This window comes from Nocardia heshunensis (genome assembly GCF_054782115.1).
In genome coordinates this window covers 577,965-599,381 of sequence record NZ_BAAGTC010000004.1, presented here as the reverse complement: position 1 = coordinate 599,381, position 21,417 = coordinate 577,965, and the positions used below count along the sequence as shown (strand labels likewise).

Annotated in this window: 22 protein-coding genes; 11 read left to right on the top strand and 11 right to left on the bottom strand. The window is 68.6% G+C overall.

The features are described from left to right. Positions 1 to 12: 12 nt before the first annotated feature. The 3 genes from ACYVN4_RS15385 to serS all read right to left on the bottom strand — a co-directional run bounded on the left by ACYVN4_RS15385 (position 13) and on the right by serS (position 4,609). On the bottom strand, positions 13 to 1,296 hold the full coding sequence (locus tag ACYVN4_RS15385) for an MFS transporter (RefSeq protein WP_460722681.1): 1,284 nt from the start codon (positions 1,294 to 1,296) through the stop codon (positions 13 to 15). Positions 1,297 to 1,405: 109 nt separating this feature from the next. Continuing rightward, positions 1,406 to 3,274: a putative bifunctional diguanylate cyclase/phosphodiesterase gene (locus ACYVN4_RS15380; RefSeq protein WP_460721535.1), complete on the bottom strand. Its 1,869-nt coding sequence runs from the start codon at positions 3,272 to 3,274 to the stop codon at positions 1,406 to 1,408. Between the two features lie 75 nt (positions 3,275 to 3,349). Next, complete coding sequence (gene serS, locus ACYVN4_RS15375) at positions 3,350 to 4,609, bottom strand: serine--tRNA ligase (protein WP_460721533.1); 1,260 nt, start codon at positions 4,607 to 4,609, stop codon at positions 3,350 to 3,352. Positions 4,610 to 4,759: 150 nt separating this feature from the next. On the opposite strand from serS, the gene ACYVN4_RS15370 reads away from it, so the two are divergent. The 6 genes from ACYVN4_RS15370 (at position 4,760) to ACYVN4_RS15345 (ending at position 10,395) form a co-directional block, all read left to right on the top strand. Next, entirely contained in the window at positions 4,760 to 6,349 is a 1,590-nt protein-coding gene (locus ACYVN4_RS15370) for a GMC family oxidoreductase (protein WP_460721531.1), read from the top strand. Between the two features lie 198 nt (positions 6,350 to 6,547). After that, positions 6,548 to 7,594 carry a septum formation family protein gene (locus tag ACYVN4_RS15365; RefSeq protein WP_460722679.1) on the top strand — a complete coding sequence of 349 codons (1,047 nt, stop codon included), beginning with the start codon at positions 6,548 to 6,550 and terminating at the stop codon, positions 7,592 to 7,594. A 30-nt stretch (positions 7,595 to 7,624) separates the two neighbouring features. After that, positions 7,625 to 7,978 carry a metallopeptidase family protein gene (locus ACYVN4_RS15360; protein WP_460721529.1) on the top strand — a complete coding sequence of 118 codons (354 nt, stop codon included), beginning with the start codon at positions 7,625 to 7,627 and terminating at the stop codon, positions 7,976 to 7,978. An 82-nt stretch (positions 7,979 to 8,060) separates the two neighbouring features. Beyond that, positions 8,061 to 8,372 (top strand): PE domain-containing protein, encoded by a 312-nt coding sequence (locus tag ACYVN4_RS15355; protein ID WP_452397863.1) that lies wholly within the window; start codon positions 8,061 to 8,063, stop codon positions 8,370 to 8,372. Between the two features lie 14 nt (positions 8,373 to 8,386). Then, on the top strand, positions 8,387 to 9,580 hold the full coding sequence (locus ACYVN4_RS15350; RefSeq protein ID WP_460721527.1) for a PPE domain-containing protein: 1,194 nt from the start codon (positions 8,387 to 8,389) through the stop codon (positions 9,578 to 9,580). Next, positions 9,577 to 10,395, top strand: coding sequence for an ESX secretion-associated protein EspG (locus ACYVN4_RS15345; protein WP_460721525.1), 819 nt, complete (start codon positions 9,577 to 9,579; stop codon positions 10,393 to 10,395). The genes ACYVN4_RS15350 and ACYVN4_RS15345 overlap by 4 nt, the downstream gene beginning before the upstream one ends. A gap of 6 nt (positions 10,396 to 10,401) precedes the next feature. On the opposite strand, the gene ACYVN4_RS15340 is transcribed toward ACYVN4_RS15345, so the two are convergent. The 3 genes from ACYVN4_RS15340 to ACYVN4_RS15330 all read right to left on the bottom strand — a co-directional run bounded on the left by ACYVN4_RS15340 (position 10,402) and on the right by ACYVN4_RS15330 (position 12,500). Continuing rightward, a complete protein-coding gene (locus ACYVN4_RS15340) occupies positions 10,402 to 11,064 on the bottom strand; it encodes a histidine phosphatase family protein (protein WP_460721523.1) in 663 nt (220 codons plus the stop codon). Next, the gene (gene pheA, locus ACYVN4_RS15335) at positions 11,061 to 11,978 is read right to left on the bottom strand and encodes a prephenate dehydratase (RefSeq protein WP_460721521.1); all 918 of its coding nucleotides are present in this window, start codon (positions 11,976 to 11,978) and stop codon (positions 11,061 to 11,063) included. Before pheA ends, ACYVN4_RS15340 begins: the two co-directional genes overlap by 4 nt. 105 nt (positions 11,979 to 12,083) lie before the next feature. Continuing rightward, on the bottom strand, positions 12,084 to 12,500 hold the full coding sequence (locus ACYVN4_RS15330) for a hypothetical protein (protein ID WP_460721519.1): 417 nt from the start codon (positions 12,498 to 12,500) through the stop codon (positions 12,084 to 12,086). Between the two features lie 108 nt (positions 12,501 to 12,608). Here ACYVN4_RS15330 and ACYVN4_RS15325 point away from each other — a divergent pair, with 108 nt between their 5' ends. The 4 genes from ACYVN4_RS15325 to ACYVN4_RS15310 all read left to right on the top strand — a co-directional run bounded on the left by ACYVN4_RS15325 (position 12,609) and on the right by ACYVN4_RS15310 (position 16,371). Further along, on the top strand, positions 12,609 to 13,379 hold the full coding sequence (locus tag ACYVN4_RS15325; RefSeq protein WP_460721517.1) for a DUF2470 domain-containing protein: 771 nt from the start codon (positions 12,609 to 12,611) through the stop codon (positions 13,377 to 13,379). 19 nt (positions 13,380 to 13,398) lie between these two features. Beyond that, positions 13,399 to 14,193, top strand: coding sequence for a CPBP family intramembrane glutamic endopeptidase (locus tag ACYVN4_RS15320; protein WP_460721515.1), 795 nt, complete (start codon positions 13,399 to 13,401; stop codon positions 14,191 to 14,193). A 296-nt stretch (positions 14,194 to 14,489) separates the two neighbouring features. After that, positions 14,490 to 15,719, top strand: a complete 1,230-nt coding sequence (locus ACYVN4_RS15315; RefSeq protein WP_460722677.1) for an LCP family protein — start codon at positions 14,490 to 14,492, stop codon at positions 15,717 to 15,719. A gap of 103 nt (positions 15,720 to 15,822) precedes the next feature. Next, positions 15,823 to 16,371 (top strand): ferritin, encoded by a 549-nt coding sequence (locus ACYVN4_RS15310; RefSeq protein ID WP_379359306.1) that lies wholly within the window; start codon positions 15,823 to 15,825, stop codon positions 16,369 to 16,371. 186 nt (positions 16,372 to 16,557) lie between these two features. Here the strand turns inward: ACYVN4_RS15310 and ACYVN4_RS15305 are convergent, their stop codons facing one another. Genes ACYVN4_RS15305 through ACYVN4_RS15290 form a run of 4 tightly spaced genes read right to left on the bottom strand, consistent with a single transcriptional unit; the run spans position 16,558 to position 19,745 of the window. After that, the gene (locus ACYVN4_RS15305) at positions 16,558 to 17,475 is read right to left on the bottom strand and encodes a DUF5926 family protein (protein ID WP_460721513.1); all 918 of its coding nucleotides are present in this window, start codon (positions 17,473 to 17,475) and stop codon (positions 16,558 to 16,560) included. 54 nt (positions 17,476 to 17,529) lie between these two features. After that, positions 17,530 to 18,297: a glycerophosphodiester phosphodiesterase gene (locus tag ACYVN4_RS15300; protein ID WP_460721511.1), complete on the bottom strand. Its 768-nt coding sequence runs from the start codon at positions 18,295 to 18,297 to the stop codon at positions 17,530 to 17,532. Then, positions 18,294 to 19,367, bottom strand: a complete 1,074-nt coding sequence (locus tag ACYVN4_RS15295; RefSeq protein WP_460721509.1) for a DUF4328 domain-containing protein — start codon at positions 19,365 to 19,367, stop codon at positions 18,294 to 18,296. Before ACYVN4_RS15295 ends, ACYVN4_RS15300 begins: the two co-directional genes overlap by 4 nt. A gap of 18 nt (positions 19,368 to 19,385) precedes the next feature. Further along, entirely contained in the window at positions 19,386 to 19,745 is a 360-nt protein-coding gene (locus ACYVN4_RS15290; protein WP_460721507.1) for a rhodanese-like domain-containing protein, read from the bottom strand. 311 nt (positions 19,746 to 20,056) lie between these two features. Here ACYVN4_RS15290 and ACYVN4_RS15285 point away from each other — a divergent pair, with 311 nt between their 5' ends. Then, complete coding sequence (locus tag ACYVN4_RS15285) at positions 20,057 to 20,668, top strand: hypothetical protein (RefSeq protein ID WP_460721505.1); 612 nt, start codon at positions 20,057 to 20,059, stop codon at positions 20,666 to 20,668. Between the two features lie 13 nt (positions 20,669 to 20,681). Here the strand turns inward: ACYVN4_RS15285 and msrA are convergent, their stop codons facing one another. Further along, a complete protein-coding gene (gene msrA / locus ACYVN4_RS15280; protein ID WP_460721503.1) occupies positions 20,682 to 21,362 on the bottom strand; it encodes a peptide-methionine (S)-S-oxide reductase MsrA in 681 nt (226 codons plus the stop codon). Positions 21,363 to 21,417: the final 55 nt, after the last annotated feature.

Here is a 21,417-nt window from a genome sequence, read left to right as displayed (position 1 = left end):
TTCTCCCCGGCCCTACTCGCCGCTCCCAACCGACTGCCCGGATTCATCGAAATCCCCGACCGAACCGTGCCGGCCGGGTGCGGGCAGCCAGGTCGGGACCATCGCGGCGGCCAGCAGCAGCGGGATGCCCAGCAGAGCGACCATCACCGGGATCGGGAGCCAGGTGGAGGCCAGGGCCGCGAAGCCGAAGACCAGCAGGGCGATCACCTCCGTGGTGAAGCCCGATACCGAAGTGACCGTGGCGCGAGCCGGACCGGTGATGGCGTCCTGCAACTTGGCCGCAGCGATCACCTCGACGTTGTAGTCGATGCCGTAGGCGACGCCGACCGCCGAGAAGCCCACGGCCATCAGCACATACATCGCGGCCGGATGGTGGGCCGCCGCGCCTGCCAGCAGCGAGCCGCCGATGAACAGGACGCCCGCGACCGCCAGCGCCACCGCCATGGTGCGGTTGCGCATGCCTTCGGTGCGGCCCGCCAGCAGCGAACCGGCCAGGGATCCCGCCACCGTGACACCGACCAGCACAGCGGCCAGCGCGGGTCCGGCGCCGGAGTGCTGGGCCAGCAGCGCGAAATACTCGTCGAAGGCGGTCATGCCGTTCAACAGGGCGACCAGCACGACGCCCCGGCGAATCATCCGTACCCGCACGGCTTCTCGCAGACCGGTGCGCAGCATGGCGAGATAGCCCATCGCCTCGGCCGGTTCCTCCGGCGCATCTCCGTCGCCGTCCGCGGCCTCCTCCAGGTCCTCCACATCGGCCGCGGACACCGACTTCGGCGCGCTGGGCAACGTGACGGCGCAGAGTGTGTGCAGCACCGCCATGCCGACACTCGACCAGGCGACGAGGGCGTAACCGCCCAGGGCGTACAGCGGGGCCGCCGCGAGAATGCCCGCGAGAGCCGCGGATTCGGCGGCGGCACGGGTGTAACCCATCAGCCTCGGATAGGCGTGGGTTGCGGATCGGGCGGTGAGATCGTCGTAGATCAGCGCCTCGAACGTGCCCGAGCGCAGCGAGCCCGATGCTCCCCATAGCACGAAACCGGCGGCGAAGCCCAGGTAGGTCGGGTACAGGGTCCAGGTGAGGAAACCGGCCGCAAGCAGTGCGCCCGACCCGATCAGCAGACCACGACGGGACACCGTGTCGGCCCAGGCGCCGGACGGAATCTCGAGCAGGAACGAGGTCGCCGACCAGATGGCCAGCAGCGAGGAGATCTTGGCGGCGCTCAGCCCGTGCGCGGCGAAAAGCAGTGCGTAGAGCGCGTAGAGCGGGATCAGGTCCGCGGTGAAGGCGAACAGGACCGCGCGCAGGGTGAGGGCGCGCGTCGAGCCCGCACGATCGGGGCGGGCTCGGGAGACTCCCCTACGAAGTAGGGATCAACAGACGTAAACGAGCAAACGCATGTGATCAACCCTGCGCGCCGGGTGCTCCCCCGTCAAGCGGATTGTCCATCGGGATCCAGCCATTGGTGTTCGGCTCGCCGTCCGAGATCGCCGCGCCGACCAGGCCGTGGCGGTCGTTGAGATCGTTGATGAGCTCGGAGACCGGGTGCGAATCGCTGTAGTGGTAGCCCTGGGCCAGCGCGAAACCGAGCTCGGTCAGCACTGCGGCCTGGTACTCGGTTTCCACGCCCTCGGCGATGACCTGCAGATCCAGTGACTTGCTCAGTGCCGCGATCACACCCAGCAGCGGCGGGGCGGGGGAATCGGAGCGGATGGCCGCCACGAACGACTGATCCACCTTGAGGATGTCCGACGGCAGCGTGGCCAGGCGGCTCAGCGAGGAGTAGCCCGTCCCGAAATCGTCGATGGCGATCCGCACGCCGCGCTCGCGCAGCTTGTGCAGGTTCGCGATGGCCGTCTCGGATTCGGCGGCCAGCTCGGATTCGGTCACCTCGAGCACGAGTTGCTCGGCGGGCCAGCCAGTTTCGGTGAGGATGCCGGAAACCCGGTCGGCGTACTCGGTTTCGGCCAGTTCCAGGCCGCTCACATTGACGTTCAAAGTCAGATCCAGCTGGGCGAAGGTCTCCTGCAGCCGGGCCGCGTCCGCGCAGGCGCGGCGCAAAACCAGCTCGTCCAGATCGGAGATGAGGTCGTATTCCTCGGCCACCCGGATCAGGCCCTCGGTGGTCACGTCCGGCTGCGCGTGCGAGGACCAGCGCAGCAGCGCCTCCACCCCGACCGCGCGGGTCGCACCGTCCGACAGCGAGACGATCGGCTGATACTGCACGTCCAGGGTGCCGCGGTCGATGGCCTCGCGCAGCTCCACCGCCAGCGGCAGCTGCCGCGACGACTCCAGCACCGTGCGATTGCGGCCCGCCTGCTTGGCCCGATACAGACCCACATCCGCGCGCGACACCAACAGCGAACCGGATTCGCCCGGCTGCCAGGAGGTCACACCCGCGGAGCAGCCGGTGGTGACCGCCGCGCGCAGCTCCTCGGTCAACAGGATCGCGGCCTGCTCGGTGGTGCCGGGCAGCAACAGCGCGAACGCGTCACCGCCGTAGCGGGCCAGCCGCTGATCCGGTCCGAGCAGCTTCGACCAGGTGTCGGCCACGCGTTGCAGCACCGCGTCGCCCGCTCGGTGCCCGAGGTGATCGTTGATCTTCTGGAAGCGGTCCAGATCCACCAGCACCAAGGCCAGTCCCTGACCGGTGCGAGTGGCGTGCGCGATGGCATTGCTCAGCGCCCGATCGAAGCCGCGCCGATTCAGCAGCCCGGTCAGCACATCGATATCGGCGTCGGAGGCCATGCGGGTCAAAATGCCGACCACGATGCCGATCCCGAAGGTGATGCCCGCCGGAATCAGGCCCGACCACCAGGGCAGCCCGCGCGACGGAACCACCCACAGACAGCAGGCGATGGCGAACGCCAGGTGCGCGCCCAGCCAGCGCCAGGAGAAGAAGATGGCGGCATCACAGGCGACGAACACATAGAACGCCGCCAGGCTGATCGCGCCGACCGTATTCGGAAACCAGTGCACCGCAACGGTCACCAGGACCGTCGCCGTCGCCACATAGGCGTGATGCACCGAATGCGGCAGCCGCGGACCCCAGATGAGCAGGCTGATACCCAACAGCAGCGCGACAAAAGCCGCCACACCCACCAGCGGCCGATTGCCCTCATCACCCGGAGCGACGGCCGTCAGGATCAGGCCCAGCAGCCCGCCCATGACATAGAACGCTCCGGTGGTCCGAGCCATGACCATTGCCGTCGCCAGCGCCGATGCCGCCCGCACCCGGGTTCGGGTATCGCCGCGAGACCCGATTCCTCGCACGCTGCCTAGCCTAGACATAAGCGCAGCCAGCAGTAGACACAACCGCCGGAATAAGCCACGCCGAGTAGCGAATACTCAGCGAGGCTTCAACACGTCGGTACCGACGAAAGGCACCAGCGCAGCGGGCACCCGCACCGAACCGTCGGCTTGCTGATGGTTTTCCAGCAACGCGACAATCCAGCGGGTTGTCGCCAAAGTGCCATTCAGGGTCGCGGCGGTCTGCGGCTTGCCGTTCTCGTCGCGGTACCGGACATTGAGCCGACGCGCCTGGAACGTCGTGCAATTCGAGGTCGAGGTGAGCTCGCGGTAGGTCTGCTGGGTGGGAACCCAAGCCTCGCAATCGAATTTGCGGGCCGCCGAGCTGCCCAGATCACCGGCCGCCACATCGATGACGCGGTAGGGCACATCGATGGCCGCGAGCATGTCCTGCTCCCAGGCCAGCAGCCGCTTGTGCTCGGCGTCCGCCTGATCCGGCGTGGTGTAGACGAACATCTCCACCTTGTCGAACTGGTGCACGCGAATGATGCCGCGGGTGTCCTTGCCGTAGCTGCCCGCCTCGCGACGGAAGCACGACGACCAACCGGCATAGCGCTTCGGGCCCTCGCTCAGATCCAGGATCTCGCCCGAGTGATAGCCCGCCAGCGGCACTTCCGAGGTGCCGACCAGGTACAGGTCGTCCTCCTCGAGGTGGTACACCTCGGCCGAGTGCTGCCCCAGGAAGCCGGTGCCCTGCATGATCTCCGGGCGCACCAGCACCGGCGGGATCATCATGGTGAAGCCGTTGGCGGTCGCCTTCTGCGCGGCCAACTGCAACAGACCCAGCTGCAGCAGTGCGCCGTAACCGGTCATGAAGTAGAAGCGCGAACCCGAGACCTTCGCGCCGCGCTCCATATCGAACAGGCCCAGCGACTCACCCAGATCCAGGTGATCCTTGGGCTCGAAATCGAATTCGCGCGGGGTGCCGATGTGGTCGAGCACGATGTAATCGTCCTCGCCACCGGCGGGCGCGCCCTCCTGCACCACATTCGACAGTGCGCGCTGGGCGGCGACCATGTCGGCGTCGGCGGCGTTCTCGGCGGCCTCGGCCTCCTTGACCTTCGCCGAGAGCTCCTGGCCGTGCTTCAACAGCTCGGTCCGCTCCTCGGGGGAAGCCTTGCCGACCTTCTTGCCCAGCGTCTTCTGCTCGGCACGCAGGTTGTCGGCCGTCGCAACCGCGGCGCGACGGGCGGCATCCGCCTCGAGCAGGGTGTCCACCAGGGACGGATCCTCACCGCGAGCACGCTGCGACGCACGAACCGCTTCCGGGTTTTCCCGCAGGAATCGAAGGTCGATCATGGGTATTGAGCCTAGTCGGGGCCCGCTACCCGATTTCGTGTAGGTCCGGCCAACCACCCCACGACCGGCCGATTTCCGCCCTAGGGTTAGCCGTATGGGACGGCAGGCAGCCCGGCAGTGGCTGCGCCGTGGTCTTTCGGAGGAGTCACGATGACCCAATACACCCCGCATACCGCCGATTTCGTCGTCGTCGGAGCCGGATCCGCGGGGGCGGCACTGGCCGCACGATTGAGCGAACGGCCCGGCACCAGCGTCGTGGTCCTCGAGGCGGGCGGGGAGGACAAGGACAAATTCGCCCACATCCCCGCCGCGTTCAACCAGCTCTTCCAGACCGAATACGACTGGAACTACCGCACCGAGCCGCAGCCCGAACTCAGCGACCGCAAGGTGTACTGGCCGCGCGGCAAGATGCTCGGCGGTTCCTCCTCCATGAACGCCATGATGTGGGTGCGCGGCTTCGCCGCCGATTACGACGAGTGGGGTCGCTACGCCGGACCGGAATGGTCCTTCGAGAACGTGCTGCCCTACTTTCAGAAACTGGAGACCGTCGAGGAGGCCAGCGAGCCCGGCGAGGGTCGCAAGGGTCCGCTGCACATCTCCGGGCAGCGCAGCCCGCGCGCCCTCACCCACACCTACCTGCAGGCCGCGGCCGAGGCCGGATACCCGGTCGAGCGCGCCAACGGCGATCGGCCGCAAGGGTTCTCGCAGACCATGGTGACGCAGAAGCGCGGCGCGCGCTGGAGCACCGCCGACGCCTACCTGCGGCCCGCGCGCCAGCAGGGCCGCAATGTCACCGCCATCACCGACGCGCACGTCACGCGGGTGCTGTTCGAGGGCAAGCGCGCCATCGGGGTGGAATTCAAGATCGGCGGGGAGACCAAGCAGATCAGCGCCAAGCGCGAGGTCATCCTCTCCGGCGGGGCCATCAACAGCCCGCAGCTGCTCATGCTGTCGGGCATCGGCGACGCCGACCGGCTGCAGGAGCTCGGCATCCCGGTCCTGCACCACCTGCCCGAGGTCGGCCGCGGCCTGCGCGACCACCTGGCCGCGCCCATCGTCTACCGCACCCGCGCGGGCAGCCTCTTCGGCGCGGACAAGAACCTGCTCGAACTCGCCAACTACCTGGTGCTGCGGCGCGGGCAGCTGACCTCGAATGTCGGTGAGGCGTACGGGTTCACCCGCAGCCGCGAGGATCTCGACCTGCCCGACCTGGAACTCATCTTCGCGCCCGCGCCGTATATCGCCGAGGGCCTCGGCGATCCCGACGGGCACGCGCTCACCTTCGCCGCGGTGCTGCTCAAGCCCGAATCCATCGGCAGCATCACCCTCGCCTCGCCCGATCCGTTCACCGCGCCGCGCATCAGCCCGCGCTACTGCGCCGAACCGGCCGACCGTGCCGCGCTGCTCGCGGGTCTGCGGCAATGCGTCGAAATCGCCCATCAGCCTTCGCTGAAGGAGCACATCGGCGAACTCATGCAGCCCGCCGTCCCGTCGGACACCCCGATGGAGGAGGTGCTGCGGCGCTGCCTCGAGGACCATTCGCACACGCTGTACCACCCGGTCGGTACCTGTGCCATGGGCAAGGACGAGACCAGCGTGGTGGATCCGCAACTGCGGGTGCGCGGTATCGAGGGCCTGCGCGTCGCCGACGCCTCGGTCATGCCGGTGATCACGCGCGGCCACACCCACGCACCCGCGGTCATGATCGGCGAGAAGGCGGCGGATCTGATCCTGTCGTAAGAGCTTCCGGGGGTGCGAAGATCAGCGGCAATGCCGGTGGTTCGTGGCGTGGGTGGGAGGGCACTGCAATGATGGGCACCGATGCCTGAGCAAAAGATGCCTCCGCAGTGGCCCGCGCCTCCGAACTCGCAGCGCCCCGGGCCGCCCAACCGTCGCAAGCCGACGGCGCTGGATCGATTGCTGACTCCGTTGCGCGCCATGGAGTCCAAGCTCGACAAGAACGGGCCGCTGTCCGCGTCGACGGTGCGGTGGGGGCTGCTGGCGATGGCGGTCGGTGTCACGCTGGCCGTGCTCATCACCATGTTCGTGTCCAACGGCTTCGACTCCAATCGGGTCAAGGCGCACGCGCCCGGTGCGGCTCAGCCCACCGGCGCGGTCGCGGGCGCGGCCTTCGGCACCGCCAAGGAAGGCGACTGCCTGACCTGGACCAAGTCCAATGCGGGCGACCTCACCAAGGTGGACTGCGCGGGCAAGCACCTGTTCGAGGTCACCGCGGACGTCGACCTGAGCAAGTACCCGGGCAAGGAGTTCGGGCCGGGCTCCCGCTTCCCGGACTCGCTGCGGTTCTCCGAACTGCGCGACGAGCACTGCGTCAGCGCCGCCCAGGAATACCTCGGCGGCAAGCTGGACCCGCGCGGCAAATTCGTTGTCGGCCTGATCAATCCGGGTGAGGCGGGCTGGAAGGCGGGCGAGCGCACGCTGCGCTGCGGTCTGCAGGTCTCCGGCAGCCAGGGCGTGGCCACCAAGCCCATTACCGGCAGCGTGCGCGACATCAACCAGTCCAAGGTCTACGACATCGGCACCTGCATCGGCATCAAGTCCAACCTGCCGACGGACCCGGTCGATTGCACCCAGCCGCACGCCTTCGAGATCGTCTCCACCGTGGACCTGGCCACCCACTTCAACGGCGGCCCGCCCTCGAAGGACGATCAGGACAAGTTCATGGAAGACCAGTGCGCCAAGGACGCCGCCGACTACCTCGGCTCGCCGGACGCACTGCGCAACAAGACGCTGACCCTGTTCTGGGATGCCCTCGACGCCCGCAGCTGGCTGGCCGGATCCCGCAGCCTCAACTGCATGGTCGGCAAGGGCGCGGACCAGGAGGGCTTCGCCACCATCACCGGCGGGGCCAAGGGCGACATCCAGATCGACGGCCAGGCCCCGGTGCCGCCGCCCAACAACGGCCGCTACACCCCGCCGCCGCTGCCCGGCGCGGCCCCGCCGGTTATCCCCCAGCCACGTTGAGCCACCGGTGAGTACGGGCATGCTGTAGGCATGCCCGTCACCATGGCCGACGCACGCTTCGAGGAACTGGTCGCAGATGCCCTCGACCGGATCCCGAGTGAATTCTCACAGGCGATCCGAAATGTGGTCGTGCTCATCGAGCCCAGCGATCCCGAAGACCCCGATGTGCTCGGTGTCTACCACGGCGTTCCGCCCAGCGACCCCGACTACTTCGGCGATGCGGGCCGCCTGCCCGACACCATCACCATCTATCGCGACACCATCCTCGAGATCTGTGACAGCGAAGAAGAAGTGGTCGAAGAGGTGACCATCACCGTGGTTCATGAGATAGCCCACTATTTCGGGATTGACGACGAGCGCCTCCATCAGCTGGGATGGGGCTGAACAGCGGCGCTGGGAACCGATCAGCAAACCTCTGCGTCCAAGTCTTCATAACCGGGGTGGAACGTAGAAGGGAACCCGATCCATGGTTGGCCATGTCCTCGTGCAGCCCGAGGTGATCCTCGCGGCGTCCCTCGAACTCGACCTGCTCGCCGAACGCCTGGCCGCCGCCGCGAGCGCGACCGCACCGGCGACCCATGTGCTCCCCTCCGGCACCGAAGAGGTGTCCTTCCTCGCCGCAGCGCATTTCAACACCGCCGCGTTCACCCATGACCATGCGGTCGCCCAGGGCATTCTCGAGCTGCATCACGCGGCCGCCACCCTGCGCAGCCAGCTCGCCCAATATCTGGCCCAGGACGCCATGCGCGCCGCCGGGCTGGCCGCGATCCAGGTGTAAGGGGAGAGACACGCATGACGCTGGGAATCACCGGGGTGTTCTGGCTGCCCCGCATGGCCGAACTGAATTCCGTCACTCTCAATGCCGGTGCGCACGCCATTCCGATCATGGCCGCCAACACCGCCTGGAGCGCGCTCACCGCCTCCTGGGTGGACGCCACCACCACGGTCGCACGCGTGATGGCCGAGATCGGGGTCGGGCTCGAGGGCGTGAACGGACTCAATGTGCTGGCCCGCCTGGGTGTTTTCACCGGCTGGGCCGAACAGCAGGCGGTCCTGTCCGGCATCATGGCGGCCAAGGCCGCCGCCAATGCCACCGCCTACACGGTCGCCTCCATCGCCATGCCGAGCCTGCCCGAGATCGCGGTCGTGGAGACCGCGCGGGTGGCCGCCTACTCCAGCGGCGGCGCGCTCAACGGCACCGCCGAAGCCGCCGAGGCCGCCAAGCTCGCCCTCGACATCCGGGCCGCGCTGGTGATGGAAACCTATGAGGCGGCAACCAGTTTGATGGTGGCCACGCCCGCCCAATTCCTCATGCCGCCGCCCATCGCCATGGGCGCGGGCTCGGCCAATGCGGGCGGCGACGCCTTCGGCAACAGCGGCGATCCCATCCAGGCGGCGCTCGGCGCGGCCGCGGCCCTGGTCCAGAATCCGGCCGTCACCAGCGCCCTGTCCCAGGTCGCGCAGGTGGCGGGGACGGTGGTCACCAGTGGTGCCTCCACCGCGGGAAACGTTGCGACCACGGCGATCACGAGCATCGCCAATGCGGTGACCCAGACCGCCGGACTGCCCGGCGCGGGCGTGCCCGCGATGGCGGGCGCGGGTGTCGTGACCGCCGGTGCGGGCGGCGCGGCGCTGGCCACGCAGGCCGTGTCCTACGGCGGCGGCGCCTCGGTGAACATCGGCAACGGCGGCGGCGCCCTGCGCCTGCCGGACGGCTGGGGTTCGGGCCTCGGCAACGGTCTCGGAAACGTGGGTGGCGCAACGCCTTCCGTCGCGTCCGTGGCCGAACCGGTGGCCGTGGCGACCGCCCCGGCCTCGACCACCCCGGTCCGCTCGTCGGGCACCAGCCCGTTGCTGGGCAGCCAGGGCAGTGACGAGGAAGAGTCGCACCGCGGCCAGGACTACGGGCGTTCGGCGGAGGTGTTCGCCGACGGCCGGGTCATCGCGCCCGCCGTCATCGGCGGCGATCCGCTGGCCGACCGGTGACCGTCCTCGGCGCGGGCGGCGGTCCGTCGCTGCTGCGCTCGGTGACGCTGTCGCTGGACGAAATGCAGTATCTGCTGGAGGCATTGGAGATCGACGAGCTGCCCGTGGTGCTGAATGCCGTGGGCCGCTACGACAATGCCGCCGAGCACGACGCCGCCATGACGGCCGCGGCCACCACCCTGGCCGAACGCGACCTGCTCGACGACGACCAGGTGCATCCCGAACTGGCGCAACGGTTGCGGGTGCTCTACCGGCCGCACTGGGTACTGGCCGTGCGCTGGTACGTGGCGGGCCAGGTCAACCGGTGCTGCGTGGCCAAGGGCGACGACCTCGAGGTGGTGGCGCTGCGCGGACCGGATTCCTATGTCCTCGACGAGGCGAGCCACGATCTGGCCGGGACCGTACTCGCCGCGCTCGGCCCGGCCGAACCGCTGGAACTGAACGGAATGAACGCTCCCACCGCGGATCTGGTGCCCATCTTCGACGACGCGGGCGATGCCGCCGCGACGGCCGCGCGGCTGACCAAGGTGTGCCATCCCGCCCGCGACGCGCAGGCCATCGCATCGGCACTGGTGCAGGTGGATTCGCACGCGGAGATCGTCGGCGTGGTCTACGGGGATGGGTCCCGGGACGTGGCCGACAACCATGTCGCGGTGTACAACACCCGGCACGGGCGGTTCCTCGCCATCACCACCAGCGCCGCCGACGGCGCCAAATGGACCTCGTTCGCCAGCGGCACTCCCGGCCGCTTCCGCTCGGCAATGCAGGGCCTGCTCGAATCCCTGCCGCTGCGAACGGAATTCCCCAACCCCTAGGGGTCGTCAGCCCATCGGGTCGTCGCCGGTGGGGTCGATGGCATCGCCGAACGGTGCGGTGTAGCGGCCCCAGCGGGTGCACTCCCACAGCCCGTCCGCGGACGGCAGCAGTTCGATCGTCTCGGTATTGTCCAGGTGATTGTTGGCGGCGAAAAGCCGTGGCACACCGGTGAGTTCGCGCGACACCAGACGCATGGCCGCGCCATGGCTGACCAGGACGACGTCCCCGGACGCCGGATCGGCGAGATATTCGTCGCGAATGCGTTGCAGCGCGGGGATATAGCGGGCGAGGACTTCCTCACCGGATTCGCCGCCCGGAACCCGGAGCTCCAGATCGCCGAAATGCCAAGCGTGATAGACCTTCTGGAACTCCTCGTGCGCTGCCCTGGTGTTCAGGCCCTCCAGGTCACCGAGCTGCACTTCCTGCAGGTCTTCCAGTACCTCCAGCCCGACACCGGTGGCGGCTTCGATATAGCCGCCGGTCTGTCTCGCGCGCAGCGCGGCGGAGCAGAACACCCGCTGCGGCGGGCTCGCCAGATTCGCGCCGAAGGTCTTCGCCTGCGCCACACCGCGTTCGGTGAGCGGTAGGCCCGGTAGCCGGGTATCGAGGATCTTGGCGACATTGCCCTCGGTCTCACCGTGCCGGACCAGGATGAGTTTGCCGGTCACAGGTCGGCCACCCCCTTCTTCAGATCGGCCAGCCAGGCCGCGGCGGGTGCGTCCGGTGGCGGCGGTGTACCGGTGGCCGAGGTGGCCGGCCAGGAACCGAGGAAACGGATCCGGGCGGCGGTGCGGTGCAATGCCTTCAGGGCCTCGGCCACCGCGGTGTCGTCGATATGTCCGACGCAGTCCAGATAGAAACGGTAGGTACCCATGCCGGTCCGGGTCGGTCGGGACTCGATACGGGTGAGATCGATACCGCGGGTGGCGAATTCGGCGAACGCGCGCATCAGCGAGCCGGGCTCGTTGGCCAGCTCCAACACGATCGAGGTGCGATCGGTGCCGGTGCGGGCGGGCGCGGGACGCGGGGCGGCGACCAGCACGAAACGGGTCACGGCCTGATCCACGTCGGCCACACCGTCGGCCAGGGTGGCCAGCCCCAGGCGCTGCCCCGCCAACGACGTGGACACCGCGGCATCGGCGTGCCCGGCAGCGACATCTTCTGCCGCGGCGGCATTCGAGGCCGACACGTACATCTCGGCCAGCGGCATATTCACCGCCAGCCACATGCGCACCTGCGCGGCGGCGACCGGATAGGCCGCGATGCGCCGCACCTCGTCGATCGCGAGGCCGGGGCGACCGACGATGGTGAAGGCCACATCCAGATCGGTCTCGGCGAAAATCTGCAGCCGGGGGCCGAGCGCCAGCGCATCCAGCGTCGGCGCGATGGAACCCTCGACCGAGCTCTCGATCGGCACCACCGCGCCCTCGGCCTTTCCGGCGCGCACCAACTCGATCGCCGCGCCCTGGCTCGGGGCCGGGACGCGCTCGACCGGCCCCTCGAAGACTTCGAGGGACTCCAGCTTGGCGAGGGCCATCTCCGTAAAGGTTCCCGACGGCCCGAAGTAGGCGATACGCGGCACGGTTACGACATTACTTGCGTGCGCGGGGTCACCCCCGACTTTGGCCAACTCCTGGGTAACTTCGCACCCCCACCGGGGGTTCGGCTACCCGAGTACGGCCGGCGTCTACCCGAGTACGGCCAGGGCCGCGGTGACGCCCGGGACGTCCGCGGTCTCGACCGCCAGCAACACCTCGCGCAGCGCCTCGACCGCCGCCGGTTGCAGGCCCGCGAGGAATGCGATGTCCGGGGTGCGCAGCGCCGCGCCGATGTCGTCGCCGATGAGCGCGGCGACGGTGGCGGCAATGCCCGCCAGCGCCCGCTCGCCGGAATCGGCATGAGCCACGAACCCGCTGTCGCCGTGCACGATTCGCACCAGGAATTCCGCGACCGCCACATCCTCCAGCGACAGGTCCAGCACCTCGACGCCCGCGTCCGGCGAGATCGGGCGGACCAGGTCCTCGGTCAGACCGCGCGCCGGGCGCGGCGGGACGGACAGGCTCAGCGCGACCGGCTCGGGCGCGTGGGACGAATCATGAGGCACGACTTCACCGTAGCGATCCCCCGATCCGGTTCTCCGGTACGTACCACTTGCGCGCGCGATCCACGTCACTTAGCTTAGGTTTACCTAATTCCAATTCCGGAGGTGTGTATGCCACACGCGGCCCAGGTCGTCGCACCCACTACCGCCGAACGCGTGCACAGCGCCTGCGCACACGCCGACAGCGCGATGCTGGCCCTGCCCGGCCTCGACCCGGTACCCACCTCGGTGCATCTGCTGCGGCACTGCGGCGACATCGTGGTCGCGGTACCCATGAACTCCACCGCCGCCGGACTCGTATTCGGCTGCGGCACCGCCGGATCCCCCGCGGTCCTGGAACTCACCGACGAGGCGCCGCTGGCCCTGCGCGAGCGCATCCGCGCCCTGGTGTGGCTGCGCGGCTGGGTGCATACCGTGCCCTCGCACGCCCAGCGCGCCCTGGCGGGAGCTGTCGCCGCGGACCACCCGCACCCGGCGCTGCTCGACGTCGGCCACACCGCCACCCTGTTGCGGCTCGTCATCGATTCCGCCGTGGTCGCCGACAAATCCGGCGCGGACTCGGTCGACCACGACCAACTGCGGGACGCCCGACCCGATCCCTTCTGCGCGCTGGAAGCGGGCTGGCTGCAACACTTGCAGGCCGATCACGCCGATGTCATCGACCGGATGGCCCGCCGCCTGCCGCACGCCCTGCGCCGCGGCGCGCTCATCCACCCGCTGGCCATCGACCGCTACGGCGTCACCCTGCGCGTCGAAGCCGTCGACGCCGACCACGACGTCCGCATCCCCTTCGAGCACCCCGCCGACGACATCGACTCGCTCAGCCGCGCCGTCCACGCCCTGGCGGGCAACCCCTTTCGCGGAGGCGTGCACCGCATCTGAGACCGCCTAGATTGGCGGCATGGTTTCGGCTGATCCTGCGCCCGCGTGGCCCGCGCCCGAATCGTCCGAAAAAGGGCGGCGGGCGATCAAACTCGAGATCGCGGTGGTGCTGGTCGTCACCTTCGGGCTGAGCGGGGCCAATGCGGCGCTGTCACTGCTGGAGAGCGCGCTCTCACCCGAGGGGGTGGGCGGGCAGACGGTGGCGCTGAACGCCTCCCGAGCCACGCAGTCCACCATCGACCTGCTGTTCCAGCTGCTGGGCGTGGCCCGGCTGCTGGGCTGGGCGGCACTGGGGCTGTACCTGTTGTGGCGCAGCGGAATCGCGCCGCGGGCGGTCGGGCTGGTGCGGCGGCTGCGCTGGCGCGCCGACGTGCTGCCGGGGCTGGTGCTCGCCGCGGTGATCGGAATCCCCGGGCTGGGACTGTATTTGACGGCACACGCGCTGGGCGTGAGCGTCACCATCGTGCCCAGTTCGCTCGAACACTGGTGGCGGCTGCCGGTGCTGGTGCTGTCCGCGTGGGCGAACTCGGCGGCCGAGGAGGTCCTCGTCGTCGCCTGGTTGATCACCCGGCTGCGGGCGCTGGGCTGGAACGAGAACCGGTCGCTGCTCGCCTCGGCCCTGCTGCGCGGCAGCTACCACCTGTACCAGGGGCTGGGCGGCGGGCTCGGAAACGTGGTGATGGGGTTGATCTTCGGACGCTACTGGCAGCGCACCAACCGGCTGTGGCCGTTGCTGCTGGCGCACGCGCTCATCGACACGATCGCCTACGTCGGGTACACCTTCCTGCGCGGACACGTTTCCTGGCTGCCGTAATGCAATCGGAATGAGCCACGCGGGCGCCTCGGTCGGTACTGTCGCTAGTGATGAACGGCGACGACCCCCAGCACTTTGCACGGATGCGCCGGGAGCCGCCGCCGGGACGCCCGGGCGAGCCCCCGGCGTACCCGCAGCGCTCCGTGGCGAATTCCGGGCAATCGCCCGATTCCGGACCCGGTGTGGAACCGACACAGGTGATCCGGCGCAACGAACCCGGCGCACCCCTGGCGTATTCACAGGTGCCACCACCACCCCGACCCCCGGGCAATCGGATGCCACCGACCGGCAATCGGATGCCACCACCGGGTAATCGCGTTCCGCCGCAAGGCAACCGGCCGCCCGGCGACAATCGTTTTCCGCCGCAGGACAATCGGGGCCCGGGCCGCGAATCGGCGCCGACCGGATACGCGCCCACCCAGCGGCCGGAACCGTTCCCGGATGCCGCGCACCGGACCGACGCCCCGCCGCGTCCGGACGGTCCGCCCCGCACTCCCCCGCCGCCACCGCCCCCGGGCACACGCCGTCGCGGTGGCGACCGTCCGCCGCGCGGATCACGTCCGCGCAAGAAGAGGCACTGGTTCCGCTGGATCCTGTCGCTGCTGCTGGTGCTGCTCCTGCTGCCGGTCGCCGCGGCCATCTATGTCGACACCCATCTGACCCGGATCGACGCGCTCGCGAACTACTCGGGACGGGTCGGCGACACGCCCGGGACGAATTGGCTTCTGGTCGGTTCCGACAGCCGCGCGGGACTGTCCAAGGAACAGGAACAGCAACTGTCCACCGGCGACGCCTCCGATGTCGAGGGCGAGCGCACCGACACCATCATCCTGGTGCACATCCCCAAGTCGGGGCGGCCGACGCTGGTCAGCATGCCGCGCGACTCCTACGTCAGCATTCCGGGCGTCGGCAAGGACAAGCTCAATGCCGCCTTCGCGGTCGGCGGCGCGAATCTGCTGGTCAAGACCGTGGAGGGCGCGACCGGCCTGCACATCGACCACTACGCGCAGATTGGTTTCGGCGGGTTCGCGAATATCGTCGACGCGGTCGGCGGCATTCAGATGTGCCTGGACTCGCCCATGAACGATCCCTTGGCCGGTATCAACCTGCCCGCGGGCTGCCAGACGCTGTCCGGCCCGGAGGCATTGGGTTTCGTGCGCTCGCGCGCGACCCCGCGCGCCGACCTGGATCGCATGCTCAATCAGCGAAAGTTCCTCAGCGCCTTGCTGAAAAAGGCCGCCAGTCCGTCCACCCTGGTCAATCCGTTCCGGTCCTGGCCGCTGGTGCGGGATCTGACCGCGGCGTTGAAGGTCGACAACGGGGCGCACATCTGGAATCTGGCGACGCTGGGCCGGGCATTGAACGACAATCCGATCGCCACCACGGTGCCGGTCGGCGGCTTCGAGGATGTCTCGGGCAGTGGCAATGTGCTGCTCTGGGACAAGACGAAAGCGAGTGCGTTCTTCGATGCGCTGGCCAAGGATCAACAACTGCCGCAGGATTTGATCACGACCGTCGGGAGTTAACCGAATCACGCAAGAAATTAGGCAATACTTGCCTCAATTAGGTTGTGCTCAATAAGGCTGGGCTTGGATGACACGCGGTATGACCCGGATTAATCTCGTCCGCATGTCCACCCGAACCCAGACGAAGCGCAGCAAGTTCCAGGCCCTGCTCCAGGACCAGATCCGCAACGAATTCAATGCCGAACACCAGTACATCGCGGTCGCGATGTGGTTCGACAATGCCGATCTGCCGGTCCTGGCCAAGTACTTCTACAAGCAGGCCGTCGAAGAGCGCAATCACGCGATGATGATCGCGCAGTATCTGATCGATCAGGACATTGCCGTCGAGATGCCCGGAATCGATTCGGCCACTTCACAGTTCGCGAATGCCAAGGAGCCTTTGGCGCTGGCGCTCGCGCAGGAGCAGTCGGTCACCGATCAGATCGTGCAGCTCGCCAAGACCGCCCGGGAAGAGGGCGACTACCAGGGCGAGCAGTTCATGCAGTGGTTCCTCAAGGAGCAGGTCGAAGAGGTCGCCACCATGAAGACGCTGCTCACCGTCGCCGAGCGGGCGAGCGCCAACCTGTTCGATCTCGAGAATTTCGTGCAGCGGGAAATGAGTGGCCCCAAGGACGCCGGTGGCGCTCCGCACGCAGCGGGTGGCTCGCTGTAATTGCGCACCACAGGCCCGGTCCGTTGCGCTGGACCGGGCCTGTTGCATGTGCATGGTAAGTGCCGACCGAATATCGATTAAAACATATATATTTCAGAATAATTCTGACAAAAACCGGGCCGTTCACCACGTGGATTCAACCACGCGGGAACGGCCCGGGATAAAGAAATCAGCGCAGCGCGAGAATCAGCGCAGCGTGACCTGACGCGAACGCAGCCCGTCGCGGGAACGGCGCTCCTCGGAAGTCAACGGCGCATCCGACTGCAGCGCGGCGGCCAGCTTCGCACCGAATTCGCGTGCGGGAGTCTCCCATTCGCTGGCGTGCCGCTCACGGTCCAGATCGAAGACCGGCACCAGCAGACCGTGGGTGCGGAACGAGCCCGCGAAGCGCGAACCCTCACCCAGATGCAGATCACCGGCCGCGTGCAGGCGGGCCAGCGCCAGCATCAGCTGATCCTCGTCCTCCGGCCGCACCCAGCGCACGTGCGCCTTCTCGCCCGCGTCCACCCACCAGGCCGCGCCGACCGCGTCCGCGCCCAGCTCCAGGCGGGCGGACGGCATGATCGCCTGGTTGGCCTGCTCGATGGTGGCGGCCACCTGCGGGTCCGGGGTGACGCCCTCGGGCACCCACCACTTGAAGTCCTGGTGCACGGTCAGGTCCAGGGCCGCGCCCGGATCCAGCACCTCCGAAAGCCGCGGCGCGCCTGCGACATCCGCGTCGGTCAGCGACTCGCCCGGCGCGGCGGCCTGGGTCCACAGGATCGCGGCGGCCAGATCGGCGGCCGGATCCCCGGACTGGAACTGCACCTGCGTGCCGACGAAACCGACCGGCTCGTCACCGGCCCGCACCAGCGCGGCGACCGCGCCCGGCAGCACCGTGGCCAGGGTGACCGGCCGCTCGGCGGCCACATTCGGCGACAGCTTCAAGATCGCGGTCGCCGACGGCACGAACTCCCGCAGCGCGACCAGATCGCATTCCGCGGCCAAGCCCTCGAACGGTCGCGTCACGCTCTGCGACGCCGCCTCCTGCTCGGCACGGCGGGCGGCCAGCTTCTGCGCCCGATTACTGTCCGGCTTGGGACTGTTGCGCTTGCTCTTACCCATGAGGAGCAAACCTACAGGGTGCCCGGACAGCGTCTCGCGACTGGCGCGGGGGATTTACGCCGTCGTGAGAACGGCTTTGGTGCGGGCCGGGTGGTTGGTGGCGACCCAGTCCACGCCGAGGTCGGCGCAGAGTTGGATGTCCTCGGGATCGTCGCAGGTCCAGACGTAGGTGGCGCGGCCCGCGGCGGCGGCCTTGTCGACCAGGTCGGGGTGCTCGCGCAGGGTGCGGACCGAGGGGCCGATGGCGGTGGCGCCGACCGTGCCCGCCGCGCCGCCGGTCAGGTAGAGCGAGGATTCGCCCAGCAGCACCGTCGGCAGCAGGGGCGCAGCGCGGCGAATGCGCCACACCGCGGTCGCCGCGAACGAGATGACCACGGCGCGCGCATGATCCGCGGAGGCGGGCGCGCCGATGCCGTAGCGGTTGAGCTCTTCCAGCAGCGTGGTCTCCACCAGCGCGCCGTACCGGACCGGATGCTTGGTCTCGATGAAGAGCTTGGTGGGACGACTCTTCCAATCCAGCACCAGCTCGATGAGCTCGGAAAGAGTGAGCACGCCCTCGGGTTCGGCGGCGGTACCGAAGTTCAGCGCCTTCAGCTCGTCGAGGGTCATTTCGCTGACCGCGCCCGACCCGTTCGAGGTGCGGTCCACGGTCCGATCGTGCACGCACACCAGGTGCCCGTCGCGGGTCAGGCGGATATCGCATTCGACACCGTCCGCGCCCTCCTGCAGGGCGAGATCGTAGGCGGCGAGAGTGTGTTCGGGTCGCGCCGCCGACGCCCCCCGGTGCGCAACCACGAACGGCGCACGACTGGCCCGGCTCACTTCGCCACTACCTCCTGTTGTTCTGCGGTGACCTCATCATTCCCGACGGCCGCGCTCGGCGCGCGCCCGGCGGACCCGGTCACCCCCGGCGACACCGGTTCGATCACCTGCCGGGCGGGCCCGGTGGCGATCACCCAGCGACGCAGCGCCTTCGGACGGCCCCGCACATCCAATCCGGCGAAGCCGCGCACCAGGGCCAGCGAGGCGACGGCCACCGCGGCGGCCACCAGATCGGTCCACAGGCTCGCCAGCACGCCGTCGGCCTGCACCTGCAGCGAACTCGCGAATCGGTAGCACACCGTCACCAGCACCAGCACCGCATTGAGCAGCCATGCGCCCCACCAGATCCGGACCTCGCGCAGCAAACGCGGATCCGCGCCCTCGGCGATCCGCAGCCGGGCCGCCTCGGTCAGGAACACGCCGGGCCAGACCAGGTTCGCCACCGGGACAACGCAACCCAGCACCAGCGTGCGCAGCGAGCGCGGATCCGCCTGTCCCACCGCCGCGTACGCGGCCCGGCGGGTCTGCGCCAGCCAGCCGACCAGCGCCACCGCCGCCACCAGCGCGGCCGCCGGGGCCAGCACCGAGGAAACGATCACGGACGCATCGGAAATCCACAGCAGCCACGGCTGGATCAACCGGGTGCGGTTGCGCAGCAGAATCCCGTAGCGGCCCAGTTCGGTCAGGGCTGCCAGCACAAAGAGGCCCGCGGTCGCCATCAGTGCGACGGCGACCCGATCGGTGAGCGCGGCCAGTGGGCGGCGGGGCGCAATCGCCTCGGCAGGCGGGCGATCGTGCAGACCCCACTGCGGAATCTGGTGATAGTGCGGGGTCTCCAGCGCGACAGGACGCCGGGCGGCTTGCGCGGCATGCGTTTTCCGGCCGGGCGGGCGGGCCACCCAGCGGTAGTTGCGGCGGTCGGCGGGCGCGTCGACGGGGGCCGGTGACAGCAGCACGCCGTGGCAGCGTGGACACCAGTGCAGGGGCTTGCCCTGCACCGCCCAGCGCGCGCCGCAGCGGGCACACGGCTGTACGACGGTGGATCGCGATCGCACCTGTCCCCCGTTCATCGCTGCACCTCTCCGCGCCTAATAGATCTTCGCCTCGGGACCGTCACCGGTGAGCGGCCGACCGGTCTGCTGCCAGGCCACCATGCCACCCGCGACATTCACGGCCTCGTAACCGATCTCGTTCAGATACTCCACCACCGCGATGGACCGGCCGCCCTGCCGGCAGACAACGTAGATCTCGGCGTCGATGTCCAGCTCGTCGAGCCGGGCCGGCACATCGGTCATCGGAATGTGGATCGCGCCGGGCGCGCGGCCCAGCTGCCACTCGTCGTCCTCGCGGACGTCCAGGAGCTGGGCGGTACCGCCCGCGACGCCGGCGGTATCGAATTCCGCAGGCACGGCATCGATCGGCACCGAGGGCACAGGGGAGTTCGTCACGGTTTCGATCCTGCCACGCGCGCGGGAGAGCCGTGGAGTTCCGTACCTGCACACGGTTGGTTTCGGGAGTTATCCACATAATCCACAACCTGATCCACAGGTTGATAGACGACCGATTCGTCCGGTCGGCCGATCCGGAAGTCCCCTCCTCGTTCCGGAGCGGCCGACCTGGGCGCCTCTGTCCCAGAAGGCCCCATCCAGTCTGACGCCGCAGGTGGGCGCGCGGTTCCATTCGGCCCCGAAAAAAACGACAACACTACCGAAAAACGGAAATCCTGGGCCGGGCCAGGCAAGATCGGTAGCCTGGCGCTATGACTGTGAGCAGGGGGCTACTCGACGGCCTGGACATCAAGGGACTCAACCTCGCTTTGTCGGAGGCGACCTGCCTCGGCATCGACGTCGACACGGCGGCCGGCACGCTACGGCTGGAACTCGACGTGCTGACCCTGCCCGAGGACGGTCCACCGCCGGAGTACTGCGACATCTACCTGACCCTCACCGGGGTCAGCCGGGTCGCCGCCTCGCTGCGCCGCCAGCGCTGGGACGATCTCGAACCGGTTGTGCTCCCGCTCACCCTCGACGGCCTGCACGACGCCGTCAACAGCTTCGGCGGCGGCGCGCTGCACGGCTGGGACTTCCTCGACCTGTCCGACAGCTCTTGGAGCCAGTGGCGCAAGCTGCTCAGCTTCGACACGGAACTGCGCGACGCCGAGGGCGCGCACATGATGGAGTTCTCCCAGGAAGAGGGCATCGACCCGCGCGAACTCGACGTCCGGGTGTGGTTCGACGGGGCCGTGGTCACCGACAAACAGGGCAATCCGATCCCGTTGCAGGACTTCATCGATGGTGGCGTCCGCTGGTGGCAGGCCCACGACGCGGGCGACCCGCGCGCCATGCGGCCGGACGTGGTGCCGCCGCTCTGACGAGGCGAACGGGCTACTCGCCCAGGCCGATCGGGCAACCGACGCCCGTGCCGTGGTCTGGGCAGTAGCCGCCGGGATTCTTGGCCAGGTACTGCTGGTGGTAGCCCTCGGCGTAGTAGAAGCCGGAAAGGTCGGGCAGCGGCGCGATTTCGGTGGTGATCTCGCCGAATCCGGCCGCCGTCAACAGTTCCTGATAACCGTTGCGGGACTCCTCGGCGACTTTCGACTGCTCGTCGTCGAAGGTGAAGACGGCCGAACGGTATTGGGTGCCACGGTCGTTTCCCTGGCGCATGCCCTGGGTTGGATCGTGGTTCTCCCAGAATTGCCGCAGAATTCCGGCGTAACCGATCACCTCGGGATCGAAGACCACCAGGACCGATTCGGTGTGGCCGGTTCGGCCGGAACAGGTTTCCTCGTAGGTCGGGTTCGGGGTGTATCCGCCCGCATAGCCGACCGCGGTGCTGTAGACGCCCTCGAGTTGCCAGAAGCCCTGTTCAGCGCCCCAGAAGCAGCCCATCGCCACGACCGCGGTCTGCATCCCAGCCGGGAACGGGGGACAGATCTGATGGCCGATCACGTAGTGCCGGTTCGGGACCACCAATGGTTCGGAGCGGCCCGGCAGGGCTTGCTCGGCGGTGACCATGGTCGGTGTCGGTAGTCGTAAACGACCGACGAATTCGTCGTACCACGACATGACTCGATGCTACGGGACCAGCAACGACCGGCGATGATGTTGCGATCACCGCTAT